Origin of the sequence: Galbibacter pacificus (assembly GCF_029603165.1) — a bacterium.
Taxonomy (GTDB): Bacteria; Bacteroidota; Bacteroidia; order Flavobacteriales; family Flavobacteriaceae; genus Galbibacter; species Galbibacter pacificus.
The window spans coordinates 216910-237398 of sequence record NZ_JAQSVC010000007.1; the positions used below are offsets into that span (position 1 = coordinate 216910).

Here is a 20489-nt window from a genome sequence, read left to right on the forward strand (position 1 = left end):
GTATTTTATTAAAAAATAAATTGAATGAATGTTCAATTTAAAAAAATATTATGATAATGTTTAATTATTGTTAAACGTATTCTGTTATCCATAAACAAATCAAAGTGTTATATTTGTTTAAAACAGTGCGAGTGGGAAGAAAAAATTTGACAGATAAAAGACGTAAGGAGATTATCAAATCTTTTTATAAGGTGGCCAAAAAAATAGGTTTGGAAAATGCTTCAATTGCCAAGGTTGCCGATGAAATGGGTATAAGCAATGGTTTGGTCATGCACTATTTTAAAACGCGAGACGATTTATTAATAGGGTTGAATGAATATATACTAGAACGGCATTTGAATATTGTTAGCTCCAAAGAGTTTGGGGAAATCAATTCAGAAGAACGGTTGATTAGTTTTATTGAAAGTCTCTTTTCAAGAAAATGGAATCGGTATTTTGACGATGGGGTTTTTTACAGTTGCTATGCTTTGGTTTATAGAAAAAGCGATTTTAAAATAAGTTTTAAGCGGTACTTAGAATCATTGCATGAGGTTTTAAGATCGAAATTATACGAAGCACGTGAAAATAATGTCATAGCAAATACCGATATCGAGGAAGCTACCGAAATTATTTTTGCCTTAATTGACGGAGGATATTATTATTTGGGATTATTTAAAGAAGAAGAAACCGCATATAAAAAGCAAGTACAGTTATATGTATCGTATGCCATGCAATTATTAAAAGCAGGCTAGCCTTTAGACGACAGACTTTTTGTTGATGCGTAGATTGCAATTGCTGCCCAGACTACATTTACTAAAACATTGGGGAAATCTGATAAATAATAGGCATTTGCTATCAGGCAAATGGCTCCAATGGCATTTAAGATATGATACGTTTTTTTTCTGGCCGATATTTTTTTCATGACCAATAACAAGTATGCAATAATGAATATAATGGCGCCTACCCAGCCTATAATAGTGTAAAGTTCAATGTTCATTTTTAATAAATAACGGTTCCTTTCATTGAGCGGTCATACATAACAATACTACCTGCAACTGCCACGTTCAAGCTATAGGTAGATTTGAATTGAACTAATATATGCGATTTTTTAATTGCTTCATTGCTCAAGCCATGATCTTCTGCTCCTAATAAATAGACAGCCCTCCGGGGATGTTGAAAGGTTTCGAGTGGTTTGGCATTTTCGTTAAGTTCAACTCCAATTAATAATGCACTCTTTGGCAAGTGCCTATAAAAATCTTCAAAAGTGTCGTAATGAAAATAAGGCATGGCGCCTACAGCTTTGTGGGTGTCGCTTGCTTGTTTATGATAACGGTTGCCAATTGTAAAGATAAAACTTGCACCCATATTTTGGGCAGACCTCCACAATACGCCTAGATTTGCAGGTGTTTTTCCATTTAGGATTCCAATACCAAAATAGCCTTGTTCTAAGTTGTCTACAACCATGAAAATAGATTAATATTTTTTTCAGATGGGCATAAAATTAGGCGTTTTAATAATGATACTCAAAAAAAGAAATTTGCACTTTTCCATTTTGGTAAAATACTATGGATTGTGAGCTATCTTGAAATAATCAAACATGGCAGGTTTTTCGGACTTTCCGTATTGAATGAGTCCAGGGCGGGGGCTCCTGTCCCATTGTGGAAGAAAGGCTCCGTTTATGGTTGATTCACCTTCAAGTTTTATGGGTTTCCAGTTGCCTTCATCCTTCCAATAAAAGTGACATTCATTATTTTTCATGGAAATTTTAAGTTGAAGCATTTTGTAACCTTCAATAGAAACGGTTGATAAGACTTTCCGTTCATTGTTTTTTACCTGCCAAGCAATAATATTGTTATCAACAACGCCAAGACCAAGACATTGGTTGGCATCGCCATACACGGTTAGTCCTTTTAGGCTTTCATTTTTATTGGTGATACCGGCTTCAATGGTGTAGTTTCCATAAAAAGGGCGAACGGTCAGTGCGGTTCCTGCAAGATTTGTTTCTTTGGTCTGTCCAGATAGCAAAAGTTTGCCATTGTCTATGGTAACATTAGGCACAACGTTTCTAAAATCCCATTGCCAAGATTTATTCAGTTCATTATTGTTAAAATCGTCGTGAAATCCTGAATCAATATTTTGAACGGAATTGTATGGCGATTCATTTTGTTTAGAAGGGGCTACATTACTTTTTGGTATGGGCCACCCGGTTTTTTCGTCCCAAACAATTTCGTCTATCAAGCCTTGTCTTCCGGTATAGATGTCACTTTTCTGGCTATAGGCATGGTACATATATACCCATTTCCCTTCTGTAGTTTTAACCATGGTTCCATGGCCGGGGCACTTCCAGGTATCGTTGGCGGTTAAAATGGGGTTTTTGGTATATTTTTCATATGGGCCCTGAAGTGTTTTCGACCTTGCTATCCGCACATCGTAATCGCATTTGCTGCCACAACAAGCTCCTTCAGAATAAAAAAGATAGTAAAAACCATCTTTTTTAACCATATATTGACCTTCTATTCCCCGTAAATTATCATCCTTTAATATAGTGAATGGGTCGCCAACCAGTTTTAGTCCGTCATTGGAAAGCTTGGTGGCTAATAATTCTATTGGTCGTTCATCGAGCCCATATGCTTTCCAGCTTATATATAAATTGCCGTTGTCTTCCATTACAAACGGATCGATGGCTTCGCTGCCGTATTCAATTAAAACGCCATGGTCTTTAAAGCCATTTTCAATGTTTTTTGTAGTAGCCACACCAATGTAAGAAACGCCATCGCTTTTTCTTCTGGCAACATAATACAAATAAAATGTATTGTTATAATAGAATAATTCTGGTGCCCAAAATGAAGACGAAGCCCATATGGGTGTTTTATCGAAAGCATAGGTTGTTTGCGTCCAGTTTACAAGGTCTTTGGACGTAAATATTGGAAAATGTGGAGCCCATTCTGAGGATGTCCCGATTGCATAATATGTATTGGCGACCCTAATTACAGACGGGTCTGCAAAATCCCCAGGGATAACCGGATTGACATATAAAGAGGTGTTTTTTGCGAGAATTTCGGTTTGTGACCTACTTTTTTGCTTACAACCCATAAAGGTCGATACAATAAGCAGGGTTACTAAAAAAGCTGTGTTCTTCATGCTTGGTCAATGTTTTACGGCCTAAATATAACAAATAATTAATGTCTTTTTTACTTTTATTTTTCATTGTAGTATTCTTTAAGTTTCATATAAAAAAACCTTTCAAACGAAAGGTTTTTTTTATGTAAAGGTTGCAATCTCAAGCTATTCCAAAACAGGGAAAGTACTATAAATAGTTACCTTTCTCCAACCCAATGTGGATAAATAGGTTCTTGAAAGCTAACATTATTTAGTCTTTCCATTTGGTTTTTATTTAAGTTCCAGCCAACCGAATCTAGGTTTGAGATTAATTGTTTTTCATTTCTCGCACCTATAATTACATTATTGACCGTGGGATTTTGAAGCAACCAATTAATTGCAACTTGAGGGATGCTTTTTTTGGTTTCCGAAGCAATCTCTTCGAGCACGTCAAGAACATTGTAGAGATGCTCGTCTAATACAGGTGGGGCGCCTACCAAACCACCCGATTTTACTCTTCCTTCTGGAAGTGGGCTGTTCCTTTTTATTTTTCCGGTTAGCCTTCCCCAGCCCAATGGGCTCCAGACCATTGTCCCGAGTCCTTGATCCTTTATAAGAGGCATTATTTCCTGTTCGTAATCACGGCCTATCAATGAATAATATCCCTGATAGATTACATATTTTTCCAAGTTGTTTTTTTCTGATACCGAGAGCGACTTCATTAACTGCCATGCAGCAAAATTTGAAGCACCTATATACCTCACCTTGCCACTGGAAACCATTTTGTCCAAGGTATATAGTGTTTCTTCAATGGGTGTGGACGAATCAAAGCCATGCATAAAATAGACATCTATATAATCTGTGTTCAATCTTTTTAAACTGTCGTCCAGTGCTTTAATGATATGGTAACGCGACGAACCCTTTTCATTAGGGCCTTCCCCCATTTGAAAAGAACTTTTTGTAGCTATTAAAACCTGGTCCCTTTTTCCTTTAATGGCTTCTCCTAATATGGCTTCGGAATCGCCAAGGGAGTAAACATTAGCGGTGTCAAAAAAATTAACACCCCTTTCAAGTGAAATATCGACTAGCCTTGTTGCTTCCTTGACATCGGTTTCTCCCCACCGTTGAAAGAACTCGTTGGTGCCACCAAATGTTCCTGTTCCTAAACTGAGTATGGGGACTTTTAACCCCGATTTCCCTAAATTTCTGTACTCCATTTTCTTTGTCTTTTTTTATTTGATCAAAATTCCAACAAAGCATGGATTGATTAAAGGACAAATGTCACAAATAAAATGTGATAATTATCACATTATGCATGAGATAGCCTGCTTAATGTCTCTCTGGAAACGCCCAAGTATGATGCGATCATGGTTTTGGGAATGCGTTGTATCAAATTTGGATATTGCCTTAAAAAATCCTCGTAGCGATTTTGTGCATTATTACTTATTAAGCATAAAATCCTTCTTTGTAAGGTAATTTGTTCAAGACTTGTTTTTTTGCTGAAGAATTTTTCCATTTTGGTTAAATCTGCACATAATTTTTCTTTCTCCTGAAAGCTGATGAGGTATGTTTGAGTATCCTCCAGGCACTGTATATTAAGCGTTGCCTTGGCATGGGTATGATATGCCTGGGGATCTGAGACCCATGAGTTTTCTGTTCCAAATTGTAAAATATGTTCTTTTCCTTCCTCGCCAATGTGCGAGGACTTTACCAGTCCATTTATAAGGAAATAGTCATTATGTGCATAATTGCCTTCTTGAATAATAAATTGATGTTTCAAAAAAGATTTTTGGTCAAAATGCGAAAAGACAAAGTCAAATTCCCGATCAGATAATGCAATCGTTTTTTCTATATGCTGTTTAAGTTGCTGCTTCATTTACTAAATATAAACGATTTTTGAAACACAGGCTTATATTTAATGGCTTTTGCGTGAAGAACTTTATTATATTTACCATGTAAACAAAAAACCTCTCTAAGTGGAGAGGTTTTTGCTTTTGTATCCTTGATAAAATGGTTAAAACAATCATTTTATATATGATTTGAAAAAATTGACCAGCAGATATTCTTTTATCAATAATGATTTTTCATATTCATTTTATAATGAGGTTTTCGAAATTGATCAACAAAAAAAAGTAACTTTTATCAAATTCGAACCTCTATTTAAAATTATTTGGTCTAAAAGTCTATTTTTATTTATCTTTGATACAAAGATATTTAGATAATAAGATATTTTGTTATCAAACTAAAAAAATATGGAGACAACTAAGAACTTCAGCCAAATTAGTCGTGCCTATTCCGACACTTCAATATTAATGCATGAGGCCATTGCACGAAAAGTGGGCCTTTCTGGAACAGACCATAAATATCTCGGACTAATAATTGAATATGAAGAGATGACTGCTGGAAAGATAGCCGAAATAACAGGATTGACAACAGGTTCGGTAACGGGACTGATAGACAGGCTTGAGAAAAAGAAACTTGTACGACGGAAAGCGGATAAAAATGATCGTAGAAAAGTTTTAATTGTTCCGAACGTCACTAAAATAATGGGACTTCTTCAGCCCATTTTTTCAGATTTACAAAGAAGAACCCAAGAATTGATCGATACATTTTCTGATGAAGAAATTAATGCCATAATAAGATACTTTCTATCGGCAACTGAAATAATGAAAACCGTAACCATGGATTTAAAAAAGTGAAATAATGAATATTACTGAAAGTTACTTGTCAAGAGCTGAGCTTTGGATGCTCATTACTACATTGTTCTATTTTTTAATGAACGGGGCTCAAATTTTTGAAACAGCAGTTTTAGTACCTAAATGGACGGCCAACCCACCAGATACATTTGCTCTGTTGGCCAATAAAAATGGCGCAAGTTTAAAGGTTTTTTGGATAATTCTTCATTCCTTGCACGAGCTCACTTTTATACTGGCTATTGTTTTTTGCTGGAAATTAATTCCAATTAGAAATGGGTTGTTGATATTTTTTGCCATACATTTTGCTGTAAGGGCTTGGACACTTTCTTACTTTGCAACTAATATTATTGAGTTTCAAAAAGTGGCCGAAGGCCTAAGTCCAACAGCAGACATGGTAAAACGGGCCAATATGTGGCAAAGTTTAAACTACATCCGTGTGGCTATTTTTGTAGCCTTATCAATAGGAATGATTCCCTTGTTCTTAAAATTATTAAACATAAAAAACAATTGAAAAAATTGCTCCTTATTTAATGCTTGAAAATATGGAAAAGACTCAATTTAAAAAACTGAAAAGGGAATATCAACTTGCCAATAAAAATGGAATTGACTTTATCATATCGGCAGGTATTATATGGTTCGGATTTTTCATCATATGGGCCTTGGATTTTAAGGCCTTTCAAAAGGGTATCTGTTCATTTATATGGGGTGCCGCACTTACACCGTTAGCCATTGGGATATCAAAAATATTGAAAACGAGATGGAACGTAAAGAAAAACCCTTTGCAATCCTTGGGGCCTTGGTTGCACTTTGCCCAAATGATCTATTTTCCAATTCTGATCTTTATCTTATTGAAAAGCCCACAATATTTCATAATGGCTTATGCGGTAATGATTGGGGCTAATCTTTTTCCATATGCATGGTTCTATGACGAAATGGGCTATTTTGTTTCTGCCATCTTAATATCTGTAGGAGCGGTAATAATGGCACTAACTGTTCCTGTCGGCAAAATCTATTATATACCCCTATTTGCCTTTTTGGTCTTTTTGATCTTTGCAATTAGGGTATATAGGAACTACAAAAAAATTTCTCCTCAACATAATTAGAAAAAAGCCGCTTAGTTAAAATGTCACGATCGCACAAATCAACCATACTATTTGTTTTAATTGTAACAGCAATGGACACTGCAGGATTAGGGATTATCTATCCGGTTTTACCACAACTCATACAAGATTTAATAAATACAGATGTTAGCAGTGCAGCCACCTATGGAGGATGGCTAACGTTTGCCTATGCGTTGATGCAGTTTGTTTTTGCACCGGTTTTAGGCAATTTGAGTGATCGGCATGGAAGGCGGATTGTATTATTAATTTCTTTATTGGGCTTCGCTATTGATTGTTTGTTCCTTGCATTTGCTCAGCATATTATTTGGCTTTTTATTGGTAGGTTTATAGCTGGAATAGCAGGGGCTAGTTATTCTGTAGCTTCTGCTTGCATTGCCGATATTAGCAATGATGAAAATAGAACCGAAAATTTTGGCTATATCAATGCTGCATATAGTTCAGGGTTGATAATTGGTCCCGTAATCGGGGGGCTTCTTGGTCAATTTGGAACGCATATCCCATTTATCGCAGCTGCTATTTTAAGTTTTGGAAATTTTATTTTCGGTTATTTTATGTTTCCAGAAACATTGGAGAAAAAGGACCGAAGAAAATTTGAAGTTAAAAGAGCCAACCCATATGGGGCATTCAAGCACTTGAGCAAATTCCCAGCGGTCATAACATTGATTGTTGCAATGTTCTTTGTTGCAATTTCAGGACATAGTATGCCGAGTGTATGGGCGTATTTTACTATTGAAAAATTTGATTGGGATACACGATTAATTGGTTATTCATTAGCGTTTTTAGGAGTGCTTTCAATTGTTGTTCAATCTTGGCTGGTAAGGTTATTGGCCAAAAAGTTTGGAGATGCCAAAATGACAATCTTTGGACTGCTATCTTCTATTTGTGGACTTTTACTAATTGCTTTTTCCGCAGTAGAGTGGTTACTATTTCCAGCTATGATGATTTATGTAATCGGTAGCGTTCAAAGAACAGGCTTTCAAAGTATTATTACATCAAATGTAGCTAAAAACGAACAAGGTGAATTACAGGGGAGTTTAAGCAGCCTTCTCGGTTTATCAACAATTATTGCACCGCCTTTATTAACAATGGCTTTTACTTTCTTTACCAAAGATGAAAGTTCAGGACTTTATTTTCCAGGAACTCCCTATTTGATTGCTGTCGGACTAACGGTAATAAGTCTTTTAATAATGATAAAAAAGTATAGATCTATATAAAATAAAAGAAATAATGTTTGGTCAAAACGGAAGTAGGAATTTTTAAAACTATGAATAAATCGATACCTTCATACCAAGAATTCAGGTTAAATAAAGGATATAAATTGATTATATGTTCTAATTGTTTCCACAACACCTTTAATGCTCAAACCCTACAATTCGTAAGCAATCATGAGTATTTTACCGATTTAACCAAAGACCGGAAAAAGAAGCTAAGGATAATGCTAGTTTAATTTTGAAAGAAGCTTTTAATAAAGCTAAGGTTATACAAATGGCTTCTTAAGGTGTTGCTCCACTTGTTAGATACACACCATACGTAATGAACAAAAGACATACATAATGAAACAGTTTTTTAAGGAGTTATTTGAATATAGTCATCATTTCAACCAAGAGTTGTCAGATATTTTTATAGATAAGCCAGATAAAACATCTGAAAAAGCAGTGAAGCTGTTTAATCATCTTTTGAATGCTCATCAAATTTGGAACAATAGAATTAATCCTGAACAGCCGACCTTTGGTGTTTGGGAACTTCATGACACGAAAGATTTGAAGAACATAGACAAGATAAACTATGAACAAACCATGCAAATACTTGACAAATTTGATTTGAATGGCAATTTAAATTACACAAACACAAAAGGTCAAGTGTTCAACAACAGTATTCAGAACATTTGTTTTCACATCATTAACCATTCGACCTATCACAGAGGACAAATTGCTACAGAATTTAAGCTGCACGGAATTGAGCCATTGGTTACAGACTACATTCTTTATAAGTGATAAACAGACAGCATATAATATATCTATGTTAGATGATATCTATAAAAATGTAGGGAATGCTTTTAAATATTATTTAAAACAGCGAGAAATGACTCACAAATTTATACGGCATCTTCATCATGACTTTTACTAAACGCCTTAAAAACTTCAATATAAATGCTTTAAAATTTTATTTTTGGGTTTATTAAGGGCCAAGCCTAAGCAAGTCAAAAACCTTGCAAGATCGATGATTAAAAAGACTTTTGCTGTTATATGACCTTTTTTAAAGAGGGTGTAAACTGAACTCTGTCTGAATAGATTTAAATTATTAATTTTATTCAGATAGTAATTATGAGCAACAAAGCACAACCAGAGAGAGTTTAATTTACAGACCCAATCAAAGATTAAAGATTGAAGCGTTTAAAATTACAGTCTTCAATTATTTTTATAGTACTTTTCTTTTTGTACTAGAAGTACCAAACAACTTTAATATGTTCTTTTATAATGTGAGTTAATCGTGAGTTCCGAAATAGGTAATCCTGATAAACCTTATAAATACTCGGAGTTTCAGAATATTAAAAAGCGTAATAAATTGTACTTGCTAATTTGTATTTTTCATTCAATTTTCTATTCTGATTTTAGGTAGCTTTTGTTATAAATCTCCGGTAAGAAATTGTGCTTTCCCTTCCCCAAAAGACCAGTCCTCTTTTTTGTTTTCCACCACAGAAATAATCAAATCGGTAGGTGGAATACCTATGACTTTAAGTTTTTCACTCATTCTGGCATACATCGCTTGTTTTTGCGCTCTAGTGCGTCCTTGTTGGGTAATCTGAATAAAAACAATTCTATCGCTTCGGGTATAACCAAGACCTGCATCGAGTATTTTCAGTTGACCGGGTTTATGTTCGTTGATGATCTGAAAACGGTCCCGTTTGGGCGCAGCAAATGTTTCCATCATCACTTCTTGAATCACATCGGTGAGTTGGGTTAATTCTTCCTCATTTCGGCCTTCTATAATATCTATTTTAACTAATGGCATAAATTTTCGGTTTAATTAATTTGTGGTTTAGGTTTGTAATTGTTCACTTCGGAAATTAAATGTTTAAGAATATCAGTTGTGGAGGTGCCCGAAAATTCTGGCAATACCTGACCGGTCCAAAGACTAAGGAATTCTGTATTTTGATTTGTGTTGGCACTTTTCCGAAGTGCTTTTGTAAGTTTGTTCTGATAAGGATAGGGCAAGATATTTCCTGAAGCTTCCATTGCCTTAATAAAAGTATTATTGATTCCTCGAGCAGAACGACCTGAAAAACTTTTGGTCAATATAAGTTCCTCATCTTTCGCTTCCCGAAGACGCTCCTTAGCAAATTCAGGTAAATTACTTTCTTTTGACCCAAGCAGAAGGCTTCCCACTTGAAAACCCTGAGCTCCCAAATCTCGGACAGCCAACAGCGTTTTTGCATTATGTATTCCACCAGCATAAATAATCGGAATATTTACTTTCTCATATATTTCTGATAAAATGGAAAATCCATCAATTTCAGAATGGTCATCCTCATCAAAACTTCCGCGATGGCCACCAGCTCCCGTTCCTTGAAGACAAATGATATCGATCCCAGATGCTTCTAGTTCTTTGGCTTCCTTAAAAGACGTACACGTACCAATTAGAATTGTTTTATTTCTCTTTAATTTTTCAATACTCTCCGAATCGAGATTTCCGAACGTAAAACTGAAGATCTTCACCTCTTCCTCAATAATAACTTCTATTTGATCGTGGTAATCGGTTAGTTTTATTTCTTCTAGCATAGGAAAATCTACTTCTAATTGGTGCTCGCTTGCAAGCTTTTCAAGGAATTTTCGTGTTTCTTTATAATCTTTTCTCAGAGAATCATCAATCTCTGGAAGCTTGTGGACAAAAATATTAACGGCAAAAGGTTGCTTAGAAATTGCGTTTGTTTTTTGAATCTTCGCTTTACATTCCTCTGCAGGTAAATCACCTAAAGGCAAAGAGCCGAGTGTTTCAGCCCTCGTTGCAGCCGCTACCATTTGTGGGGTTCCCACGCCAAGCATAGGTGCTTGAATTATAGGATATTTTACATTCAATAATCGCGTAAGCTCATTTCCCCAGTCCATTTCAATTCATTTTTTGATTTCTCCACTATTTATAACTATTAGTCCAAAATTATAATTAATTTTGAAACACTACAAACGATTAATTATAATGAACACTAATCATAAATAGTGATAAATGAATATTAACGACCTAAATATTTTTATTGCCTCGGCAGAATACGAAAGCTTGACCAAAGCAGCATTATTTTGCAATACTGTACAATCCAATGTTTCTGCCCGAATCAAATTTTTAGAAAACGAGTTGAACACTAAATTATTTATCCGCAGCACCAGGCAAATTGAACTCACACCAGAAGGAACCGATTTTCTGAAAGTCGCGAAGAAAATAACCACATCGTTATCCGATTTTCAACGCTCGGTAAATGGAAAAAACACCAATCCCCAAGGATCTATTAGAATCGGCTGCATCCAAACCACAGCAGCGTTAAGGGCTCCAGAAGTTTTGAAGAATTTTTCACAAGCATATAGTGAAGTAGGATTTAAACTGAAAACAGGAACGACATCGGCTTTAATCAAAGAAGTCCTTTCTTTTAAATTGGACGGCGCATTTGTCAGCGGTGCCATTGCTCATCCTGACCTTGAAGTGTGTCCTGTTCTTTACGAAAATCTCGTACTTGTATCTTCTCCTACTTTTGAGGATTTCAATAAAAAGAATACGCACAAAACGCTGAAAATAGTGGTTTTCAGTAAAGGCTGTTCGTATCGTGATCTTTTAGAAGCCGTTCTCAAAGATATGGGCTTCAGTAGAATTAAGTTCATTGAAATAGATACGTTAGAAGGTATTATAAATACCATTGAGAGCGGTATAGGTTTAACGCTTTTGCCACGTGAATTGATCGAAAAACATTATCCCTATCGTAATTTAAAAATCAAAACCCTTCCAGAAAAAATATCCCAAGTGCCGACGGTGTTTATAAAGCACAAAGATTTTCCAATGAGTGAAGCGTATTCGCTGTTTTTCAAATCGATTATTAATGGATACAATTGAGATATTTTTTTGTTTAGATTTTTATTTGTGGAAATAAAATCAGAAGCTTTGGAATTATGTCCAAGACTTTTTTAATGAAAGGTTTTTCCCAAAATGTATTGAGATTGTCAAATATAGAATTAAATGTCACACATTTGAGAAATATTTATATCTTTGCCTTAACTTATGGCTGATACAAAAAAACGAATCATAGAATCTGCAATCAAGATCTTCAATGAAGACCTATCGGCTCCTTTGCAAAAAGTTGCGGATAATGCAGAAGTGACCAGAAGAACATTACATCGTTACTTTAAAGACCGTAATGAACTTGTGGAGGTCTGTAAACAAGCCATCGAGTCAAGTTGTAAAAAAGCAATGATAGCAGCTATTCAGAGTAGCGATGAGCCTATTATCCAGTTAGAACGAATGCTTTATGCCGGAATTGATTGCGGGGCAAAATATTCAGTTTTTTATAAACTGCACCAAAGTAAAGATCATAAACATACCCACCAAAATAAGAATTGTGTGGATTACGATTATATCTATAATCAATTCCAAGGTATTATCATCGAATTACAGAAAAAGGGTAGGGTAAGTCCAGCAATGTCACCTGAATGGATACAGGTTCTGCATTCAGGGATTATAGAGAGTACAGTCCACGCAAGAGAAACCACAACTAAAAGTTTTAAGGAAATTAAGGAACTCGCCTGGACTTCCTATATAAAAGCAATAGCAACTTAAAAAAATTTATATCGATATGTCTCATTTTTGAGACAATTTAAATTTAAAAACAATGAGAACTAAAAATTTTGAAGTAATTATCGTGGGCGGAAGTTATGCGGGTCTTTCTGCAGCAATGGCATTAGGACGTTCCCTGCGAAAAGTGTTGATTATTGATAACGGTCAACCCTGTAATCGGCAGGCCCCGTATTCGCACAATTTTATTACTCAGGATGGTGTACCTCCTGGGAAAATTGGGGCAAAAGCCAAAGAGCAAGTTCTGAAATACAAGACGGTTGAATTTGTTACTGACCTTGTAGTTAGTACAGAAAAAACTAAAAAAGGCTTCTCTATTATCACTCAATCAGGTAATGTAGTTACCGCTGACAAACTAATTTTTGCTACTGGGGTAAAAGATGTAATTCCTAAAATTCCAGGTCTTTCAGAATGCTGGGGAATTTCGATGATCCATTGTCCTTATTGTCACGGCTACGAAGTTCGAAATAAAAAAACAGCTATTATAGCCAATGGTGAGCGTGCATTTCATTTAGCCTCACTGGTAAACAACCTTACGGATAATTTAACCATTCTGACGACCGGCAAAGCAGATTTCTCATCCGAACAACTGGTTAAGCTGGAATCACATCGGATTTCTATCATTGAAACCGAAGTCTCAGAAATTGAACATCAGGAGGGCCATCTCCAAAAGGTAATCCTTAAAAACGGAGAAAAACTAGCCTTCGATGTAATTTACGGAGGATTTCCTTATACCCAACACTCTGACATTCCTGTTTCTTTAGGCTGTGAATTGACAGAGCACGGCCATATCAAGGTCAATGAATTTCAGCAGACAACTATTGAGGGCATTTATGCCTGTGGGGACAATTCGACAATGATGCGTTCCGTTGCCAATGCGGTTGCCAATGGAAACCTCGCCGGCGCAATGGTGAACGCCGAATTAACCAAAGAACATTTTTAATTAAATTCAGATAATGATTGAAGTATTCACCACCAATATCCCAAATCAAATGTCGGGAAACCAAATCATAAAAAGCCTTAAAATGTCTTTTTCAGCATTGCAGATTGATTTTGATATAGAGACACCCATCGTAAACTATCCTTGCGATCATAGCATTTTACGTGTTGAAGGAGCTACAATTAATGCACAGGGTATAATTTCTCATTTAAACAACAATGGATATCTGTGCCACATTTTAGAAGACAAAATATGTAACTAAATGAAAGAAAATATGAAAGAATTTTGGGAATCCAACTTTCAGGATAAACAAATAATGTGGGGACTGCAACCTGCTGATGCCACTTTGGAGGCGAAAGCGTTATTTCAGAAAAACAACATACAAAAAATTCTAATTCCCGGTTTTGGCTACGGTAGAAATGCAAAAACCTTTATTGATGATGGATTTGATGTAACGGGTATAGAGATTTCAAAAACTGCTATTGACATAGCTAAAGAACATTTGAAAGGGAACTATAAACTGTATCACGGAGCTGTTGGCGAAATGCCTTTTGATCAGGAAAAGTACAAGGGCATTTTTTGCTATGCCTTAATTCATTTATTAGGTAAAAAAGAGCGTGAAAAACTGATTCAGGATTGCTACGATCAGCTTCAAAATAATGGTATTATGATTTTCATTGCCCTTTCTACAAATGATGCCCGGTACGGAAAAGGCGAGAAAATCAGCAGGAATACATACCTCACTAAACACGGGGTAGAACTGTTCTTTTACGACTCAAACACATTGGAAAGGGAATTTGGAGCATACGGATTGGTTGAAACTGAAGAAATAAATGAGCCTGTAAAAAATACAAGCGACAAACCTTCAGAGAAATTTTGGAAAATTATTTGCAAAAAGTTGGATAAACATCCAATGGATATAAAAAATATTTTTTAGTAACGTAAAATACTATTTGCTTTTTAGCTATATTTGTAAAATATATTTAACGTTATGTCTAGAAATAGTCTTACACTACTACCAAAGAACAAGAAACTTTTACAAGCATTGGGAGAAAATATCAAGTTGGCACGCTTACGCAGAAAACTAACAATGAATCAGGTTTCAGAGCGGGCAGGGATTTCCCGTCCCACACTTTCTTCCTTAGAGAAAGGAAACCCTGCGGTTTCTTTAGGTATTGTTTTACAAGTTTTAGTAGTATTAGGTCTGGAGAAGGATATATTGCTTTTGGCCGACGATGATGTACTGGGCAGAAAAATACAGGATGCTGATCTAACCGTAAAGGAACGCGGCCCAAAAAACACCAAGAAATAATGGCATTGGAACGAAAAGAAATATTTGTATATGCGCATTGGGGTGGAATTGAAATTCCATTCTTAATGGGGAGTTTATATGCTACGCCATCTAGAGGGAAAGAAATATTTTCCTTTGAATATGATAAAGGATGGTTGCAATCGGATTATGCTCAGATCATAGATCCAGACCTACAATTATTCGAAGGGGCTCAGTACCTCAACAATGAGAAATCCAATTTCGGTATTTTCCTCGACTCCTCACCAGATCGTTGGGGACGGGTGCTGATGATACGCAAAGAGGCTGCCAAAGCCAGAAAAGAAGATCGACGCGCCAAAACTTTAATGGAGTCGGATTATCTACTCGGGGTATACGATACTAACCGAATGGGAGGACTTCGTTTTAAAACAGCACAGGATGGTGCTTTTTTAGATGATGATGAAGCTATGGCTGCCCCACCTTTTGCTGCGCTTAGAGATCTTGAATTTGCCAGTTTGCAACTAGAGAAAGAAGATGCCCGAGATAATCCGGAATACCTAAAATGGCTCAATATGCTAATGGCACCAGGGTCTTCATTGGGAGGTGCAAGACCTAAGGCAAATATACAGGGCAAAGATGGTAGTTTGTGGATTGCTAAATTTCCAAGCCAAAATGACCAGCAGGATATGGGTGCCTGGGAAATGCTGGCGTATCGACTTGCCATTCAATCCGGAATTGAAATGGCACTATCAAGAGTCCAAAAATTTTCTCATCACCAATATACCTTTTTGACACAACGTTTTGATAGGAAAATCGATGGTACCCGTATCCATTTTGCCTCTGCAATGACCTTATTGGGATATACTGACGGAACGGACTATCAAGATGGTGTCAGTTATTTAGAGCTCGTGGAATTTTTAATGCAGAATGGGACTGATGTTGATAATGATCTCAAGAAGTTATGGAGACGTATTGTGTTTAATGTCTGTATTTCCAATACCGATGACCACCTTCGCAATCACGGATTTCTGTTAACGGATTCTGGTTGGATGCTTTCACCTGCCTATGATATCAATCCAACCTCGAACGGTACAGGTTTAAAACTTAATATTTCAGAAAATGACAATGCTTTGGACTTAGACCTAGTACGGGAAGTAGCTCCTTATTTTCGGTTAAAAGAAAAAGAAGCCAATGCTATTATCAATACAATTGGTCAGAATGTAGCCCAATGGGAACAAATAGCGACGGATCTAGGTATTCCAAGAAACGAAATGGAATTAATGAAAAATGCGTTTAAGTATTAAAATAGTTCCTCATTGATATTTCTTGCTACAAAATAATATCATCTGAAATCAATAGAAATGTCAAATCGAAAATACTACGATTCTGTACTTATTCTGTACTATGTGAAATAAAAAAAGGCTTCACATTTCTGTGAAACCTTATCATTGCTAGTAGCGGGAACTGGACTCGAACCAGTGACCTTCGGGTTATGAGCCCGACGAGCTACCTACTGCTCTATCCCGCGATGTTTGCGAGTGCAAATATACAACACTTTTATACATCTGCAAGGGTTATACCTATTTTATTTAAAATAATTTTCTTTTTCCTTTTTTTCTTTCGCCAATCCAATGATTTATTTACTTTAGTTTTTATGGACAAAATTAATGATGTTATCAAATCCCTTATTCCGTATGCCGAATGGACAATGCTTATTTTTGTGATTGGAGGCGGTATATTTTTATTGCTTTACTCCCGATTTAAACCTTATAGAATGTTTGGCCATGCCATTCAAGTGGTGAGGGGAAAACACGACGACCCAGAAGATCCCGGGCAAATAAGTCATTTACAGGCATTATCGTCGGCCGTAGCCGCCACGGTCGGGCTTGGTAATATATCGGGCGTGGCAATAGCTATTTATCAAGGTGGTCCGGGAGTTGTTTTTTGGATGTGGCTCACCGCTATCGTGGGGATGGTAATCAAATTTTATTCATGTAGTTTGGCAGTTATGTATAGAACCATAGACAAGAAAGGGGCTATTGAGTCTGGGCCCATGCATTATATGACCAAAGGAATTGGTAAAACCGGTAAATCATTGGCTGTTTTCTTCTCTATTGCAGGGCTTATTGGGTTTTTAGGGGTGTTTACGGTAAACCAGTTTACGCAAACTTTTATGAGTGTGGTAAACCCCGATATAAACATTGCTCCATTAGGCGATTTTAACTGGAAGCTTATTCTGGGGCTTACACTTTCTTTACTCACATCATTGGTTATTTTTGGCGGCTTAAAAAAAATTGCCCGCGTTGCAACCGCCATTGTACCCTTTATGGTCGCCCTTTATTTTATTGCGGTTATATTTATAATGGCTACTAATGCCGGTGCCATATTTCCTTCGTTTAAATTAATTTTTCAAGAAGCGTTTAATATTGAAACAGCAATAAAAGGAGGTTTTTGGGGGTTGGTCATTCTTGGGGTGAGAAGGGCCGTTTTTTCTAATGAATCCGGTTTGGGGAGTGCGCCTATGTACCATGGGGAATCCAAAACAAACGAGCCCGTTCAGGAAGGGCTGGTTGCCATGTTGGGGCCTTTTATAGATACCATAGTAGTTTGTACCTTAACAGCCTTGACTATAATTATTAGCGGTGCTTACCTGGAAGTAGAAAACAATGGTATAGCTATGACCTTGTTGGCCTTTGAAAAATCCTTGTATGGATATGGAGATATTCTGTTAATGCTTATCGTGGCCGCCTTTGCAATGTCCACTTTATTTACATATTCTTATTATGGTACAAAGTGCTTGACTTTTTTGACCAATGTAAAAATTGGAAAGTTTTTTAACGTTTATTACATAGCTACCATTACCTTTGCAGCAATTACTTCTGTTGGGGTTGTTATTAATTTAATCGATTTGGCCTATGCTTTAATGTGTATTCCAAATATGATTGCCGTTATTTATCTGTCCCCCAAGGTAAACGCATCGTTAAAAGGCTATGTAAAAAAGTTAAAAAATGAAGGGTCATAAATCAGGTTTCGTAAATATAATTGGTAATCCAAACGTTGGAAAATCAACATTGATGAATGCCTTTGTAGGTGAAAAACTTTCCATAATTACCTCCAAAGCACAAACTACCAGACACCGTATCTTCGGAATAGTTAATGGTGATGATTTTCAAATTGTTTTTTCGGATACACCCGGGATTATTAAACCCGCTTATGAACTGCAACAATCCATGATGGATTTTGTAAAATCGGCTTTTGAAGATGCAGATGTACTTGTTTATATGGTCGAAATAGGAGAAAAGGACCTAAAAGATGAAGCCTTTTTTAAAAAAATAACCCATGCTAAAATCCCCGTGTTGCTTCTGCTAAACAAAATAGATATATCTTCCCAGGAGATATTGGAAGTACAGGTGAAGCAATGGAAAGAAAAAGTTCCAAATGCCGAGATCTATCCTATTTCTGCCTTGCAAAACTTTAATATAGATACCGTTTTTAACCGTATATTGGAGTTGCTGCCAGAATCTCAGCCTTTTTATCCAAAGGATCAGTTAACCGACAAGCCGGAACGATTTTTTGTAAACGAGACCATTCGTGAGAAAATTTTGCTGAACTATAAAAAAGAGATTCCCTATGCAGTCGAAGTTGAAACCGAAGAGTTTCTGGAAGACGAAAAAATTATCCGTATACGTTCGGTAATCATGGTAGAGCGGGATACACAAAAAGGCATCATTATTGGCCATAAAGGAGGTGCATTAAAAAGGGTAGGCATCCAGTCAAGGGCCGACCTGGAAAAATTTTTCGGTAAACAAGTCCATATCGAAATTTATGTAAAGGTAAATAAAAACTGGCGTTCCGATCAAAATCAGCTACGGCGTTTCGGATATAACCAGAAATAACAATTTATTTACTTCATAACGTATTGATAACATAATCTTGCACCTATAATAACACTCACTTTAAAAGAGAACAGTTTCTTTGGGAAAACATAAAACTAACCAAATGAAACTAAAAAACAGCATTGTTTTTGCCTCAATGGCTATTGTATTTGCCGCTTGTACATCAGACGACGACAATAATGGAGGAGAGGAGATTCCGCCATCCACAGATGTAAATTTTTCCTATGTAACAACAATCAATGCAGGCGGGACCACTGAAATTTCAGCTTTTGATGCAGAAACCAATAAATTGTTTACCGTAAACCCAGATAATAACGAGGTTATGGTATTCGATCTGTCAAACCCCTCAACACCATCACAATTGGGCGCTATAGATGTTAGTGCCATGGGAACACCCAATAGTGTTTCGATAAAAAATGGTCTGCTTGCCGTTGCCGTTGAAGCCTCCAATAAGCAGTCCAACGGAAGCGTTATGGTATATAATGCAGTATCTCAGGCGCTTCAAAACAATTATACCGTGGGTGCGCTTCCGGATATGGTTATCTTTTCCCCTGACGGAAAATATATAGTAACTGCCGATGAAGGCGAGCCGAGCAGTGATTATTTAAACGATCCCAAAGGGAGTGTGAGCATTATAGAAGTTGCGTCTGGAGCGGTTTTCACATTAACTTTCGATGCTTTTGAAGCTCAGGAAAATACTTTAAAAGAAAACGGATTCAGGGTTTTTGGTCCAAATGCAAGCTTGGCACAAGATGTGGAGCCAGAATATGTGGCCATTTCAGATGATTCCAAAACAGCATGGGTAACGCTTCAGGAAAATAACGGGATTGCAAAAGTAAACCTTGCTTCAAAAGAAATTGAAGCCATATATCCATTAGGTTTTAAAGACCATTCTTTGGCAGAAAACATGCTGGATGCAAGCGATAAAGACGACATGACCGAACTGAGAAACTGGCCGGTATCTGGAATTTACCATCCAGATGCCATTGAATATATAAATGTGGATGGTGTTTCATATATAATTACCGCCAACGAAGGTGATGCCAGGGATTATGATGCTTTTTCTGAAGAGGAAAGGGTAGAGGACATTACGTTAGACCCGACTGCTTTTCCCGATGCCGAAGTGCTTCAGGCCAAAGAAAATCTGGGACGCCTAAAAATAACGAACACAATAGGAGACACAGACATGGATGGCGATTATGATAAATTATATGCTTATGGTGCCCGATCTTTTTCAATTTGGTCTGAAAACGTTAGCCTTGTGTACGATAGTGGTAGCGACATATCTCAAAAAGTACTGGAATTTACGCCGGGAAGTTTTAATGCAGATGAAGGCGAAGTAGATGGCAGGAGCGACGATAAAGGGGCAGAGCCCGAAGCTGTTGAGGTATTAAAAGTTGGAGAAAGGGTGGTCCTGTTTGTGGGCTTGGAAAGAAACAGTCAGGTAATGGTTTACGACATTACCAATCCAACCGCCCCAGCGTTTATACAAATACTCGAACGGGCAGGAGATATGGCTCCCGAAGGCGTACTCGCCATAGCCGCCAGCGATAGCCCTACAGAAAAGGAGCTTTTAATAGTTACCCATGAGGATAGTGGGACAATTAGCATCTACGAAAATCAATAAAAGTTTAGTTTTAATTCCGTAAAAAGGCTGTT

The 20489-nt window shown here is 36.7% G+C and carries 23 protein-coding genes and 1 tRNA gene; 16 read left to right on the forward strand and 8 right to left on the reverse strand.

Features of this window, described 5'->3' with window-relative positions:
• The first annotated feature begins 131 nt into the window (after nucleotides 1–131).
• Nucleotides 132–731 carry a TetR family transcriptional regulator gene (locus tag PSF86_RS17105; protein WP_277901308.1) on the forward strand — a complete coding sequence of 200 codons (600 nt, stop codon included), beginning with the start codon at nucleotides 132–134 and terminating at the stop codon, nucleotides 729–731.
• On the opposite strand, the gene PSF86_RS17110 is transcribed toward PSF86_RS17105, so the two are convergent.
• From PSF86_RS17110 to PSF86_RS17130, 5 genes are all read right to left on the reverse strand, one after another.
• Nucleotides 728–976, reverse strand: coding sequence for a CBU_0592 family membrane protein (locus tag PSF86_RS17110; RefSeq protein WP_277901309.1), 249 nt, complete (start codon nucleotides 974–976; stop codon nucleotides 728–730). The genes PSF86_RS17105 and PSF86_RS17110 overlap by 4 nt on opposite strands.
• A 2-nt stretch (nucleotides 977–978) precedes the next feature.
• Entirely contained in the window at nucleotides 979–1443 is a 465-nt protein-coding gene (locus PSF86_RS17115; RefSeq protein ID WP_277901310.1) for an RNA methyltransferase, read from the reverse strand.
• 99 nt (nucleotides 1444–1542) lie between these two features.
• Nucleotides 1543–3120, reverse strand: a complete 1578-nt coding sequence (locus tag PSF86_RS17120; RefSeq protein ID WP_277901311.1) for a family 43 glycosylhydrolase — start codon at nucleotides 3118–3120, stop codon at nucleotides 1543–1545.
• A gap of 176 nt (nucleotides 3121–3296) precedes the next feature.
• Nucleotides 3297–4295, reverse strand: coding sequence for an aldo/keto reductase (locus PSF86_RS17125; RefSeq protein ID WP_277901312.1), 999 nt, complete (start codon nucleotides 4293–4295; stop codon nucleotides 3297–3299).
• Between the two features lie 92 nt (nucleotides 4296–4387).
• Entirely contained in the window at nucleotides 4388–4954 is a 567-nt protein-coding gene (locus PSF86_RS17130) for a Crp/Fnr family transcriptional regulator (protein WP_277901313.1), read from the reverse strand.
• 376 nt (nucleotides 4955–5330) lie between these two features.
• Here PSF86_RS17130 and PSF86_RS17135 point away from each other — a divergent pair, with 376 nt between their 5' ends.
• The 5 genes from PSF86_RS17135 (at nucleotide 5331) to PSF86_RS17155 (ending at nucleotide 8889) form a co-directional block, all read left to right on the forward strand.
• Nucleotides 5331–5777: a MarR family winged helix-turn-helix transcriptional regulator gene (locus tag PSF86_RS17135; RefSeq protein WP_277901314.1), complete on the forward strand. Its 447-nt coding sequence runs from the start codon at nucleotides 5331–5333 to the stop codon at nucleotides 5775–5777.
• 4 nt (nucleotides 5778–5781) lie between these two features.
• Nucleotides 5782–6285 (forward strand): transposase, encoded by a 504-nt coding sequence (locus tag PSF86_RS17140; RefSeq protein WP_277901315.1) that lies wholly within the window; start codon nucleotides 5782–5784, stop codon nucleotides 6283–6285.
• Nucleotides 6286–6316: 31 nt separating this feature from the next.
• Nucleotides 6317–6877, forward strand: a complete 561-nt coding sequence (locus PSF86_RS17145) for a DUF7010 family protein (protein WP_277901316.1) — start codon at nucleotides 6317–6319, stop codon at nucleotides 6875–6877.
• Between the two features lie 20 nt (nucleotides 6878–6897).
• Nucleotides 6898–8109: a TCR/Tet family MFS transporter gene (locus PSF86_RS17150; protein ID WP_277901317.1), complete on the forward strand. Its 1212-nt coding sequence runs from the start codon at nucleotides 6898–6900 to the stop codon at nucleotides 8107–8109.
• Between the two features lie 339 nt (nucleotides 8110–8448).
• Complete coding sequence (locus PSF86_RS17155; protein ID WP_277901318.1) at nucleotides 8449–8889, forward strand: DinB family protein; 441 nt, start codon at nucleotides 8449–8451, stop codon at nucleotides 8887–8889.
• Between the two features lie 631 nt (nucleotides 8890–9520).
• Here PSF86_RS17155 and PSF86_RS17160 read toward each other — a convergent pair.
• Both PSF86_RS17160 and PSF86_RS17165 read right to left on the reverse strand, forming a co-directional pair.
• A complete protein-coding gene (locus PSF86_RS17160) occupies nucleotides 9521–9907 on the reverse strand; it encodes a tautomerase family protein (protein ID WP_277901319.1) in 387 nt (128 codons plus the stop codon).
• Nucleotides 9908–9918: 11 nt separating this feature from the next.
• Nucleotides 9919–11001 (reverse strand): NAD(P)H-dependent flavin oxidoreductase, encoded by a 1083-nt coding sequence (locus PSF86_RS17165; protein WP_277901320.1) that lies wholly within the window; start codon nucleotides 10999–11001, stop codon nucleotides 9919–9921.
• 115 nt (nucleotides 11002–11116) lie between these two features.
• Between PSF86_RS17165 and PSF86_RS17170 the strand changes: the two genes are divergently transcribed.
• The 7 genes from PSF86_RS17170 to PSF86_RS17200 all read left to right on the forward strand — a co-directional run bounded on the left by PSF86_RS17170 (nucleotide 11117) and on the right by PSF86_RS17200 (nucleotide 16238).
• Entirely contained in the window at nucleotides 11117–11989 is an 873-nt protein-coding gene (locus PSF86_RS17170; RefSeq protein WP_277901321.1) for a LysR family transcriptional regulator, read from the forward strand.
• Nucleotides 11990–12154: 165 nt separating this feature from the next.
• Nucleotides 12155–12709 (forward strand): TetR/AcrR family transcriptional regulator, encoded by a 555-nt coding sequence (locus PSF86_RS17175; protein ID WP_277901322.1) that lies wholly within the window; start codon nucleotides 12155–12157, stop codon nucleotides 12707–12709.
• A 52-nt stretch (nucleotides 12710–12761) separates the two neighbouring features.
• Nucleotides 12762–13667, forward strand: a complete 906-nt coding sequence (locus PSF86_RS17180; protein WP_277901323.1) for an NAD(P)/FAD-dependent oxidoreductase — start codon at nucleotides 12762–12764, stop codon at nucleotides 13665–13667.
• Nucleotides 13668–13680: 13 nt separating this feature from the next.
• Nucleotides 13681–13926: a hypothetical protein gene (locus tag PSF86_RS17185; RefSeq protein WP_277901324.1), complete on the forward strand. Its 246-nt coding sequence runs from the start codon at nucleotides 13681–13683 to the stop codon at nucleotides 13924–13926.
• Complete coding sequence (locus tag PSF86_RS17190) at nucleotides 13927–14601, forward strand: class I SAM-dependent methyltransferase (protein WP_277901325.1); 675 nt, start codon at nucleotides 13927–13929, stop codon at nucleotides 14599–14601.
• Between the two features lie 54 nt (nucleotides 14602–14655).
• Nucleotides 14656–14976 (forward strand): helix-turn-helix domain-containing protein, encoded by a 321-nt coding sequence (locus PSF86_RS17195; protein ID WP_277901326.1) that lies wholly within the window; start codon nucleotides 14656–14658, stop codon nucleotides 14974–14976.
• Nucleotides 14976–16238 (forward strand): type II toxin-antitoxin system HipA family toxin, encoded by a 1263-nt coding sequence (locus tag PSF86_RS17200; protein ID WP_277901327.1) that lies wholly within the window; start codon nucleotides 14976–14978, stop codon nucleotides 16236–16238. Before PSF86_RS17195 ends, PSF86_RS17200 begins: the two co-directional genes overlap by 1 nt.
• Nucleotides 16239–16389: 151 nt before the next feature.
• On the opposite strand, the gene PSF86_RS17205 is transcribed toward PSF86_RS17200, so the two are convergent.
• Nucleotides 16390–16462 (reverse strand) — tRNA-Met (locus PSF86_RS17205).
• Between the two features lie 126 nt (nucleotides 16463–16588).
• Here PSF86_RS17205 and PSF86_RS17210 point away from each other — a divergent pair.
• The 3 genes from PSF86_RS17210 (at nucleotide 16589) to PSF86_RS17220 (ending at nucleotide 20457) form a co-directional block, all read left to right on the forward strand.
• A complete protein-coding gene (locus PSF86_RS17210) occupies nucleotides 16589–17956 on the forward strand; it encodes an alanine/glycine:cation symporter family protein (protein ID WP_277901328.1) in 1368 nt (455 codons plus the stop codon).
• Nucleotides 17943–18830, forward strand: a complete 888-nt coding sequence (gene era / locus PSF86_RS17215) for a GTPase Era (protein ID WP_277901329.1) — start codon at nucleotides 17943–17945, stop codon at nucleotides 18828–18830. Before PSF86_RS17210 ends, era begins: the two co-directional genes overlap by 14 nt.
• A 103-nt stretch (nucleotides 18831–18933) precedes the next feature.
• A complete protein-coding gene (locus PSF86_RS17220; RefSeq protein ID WP_277901330.1) occupies nucleotides 18934–20457 on the forward strand; it encodes a choice-of-anchor I family protein in 1524 nt (507 codons plus the stop codon).
• Nucleotides 20458–20489: the final 32 nt, after the last annotated feature.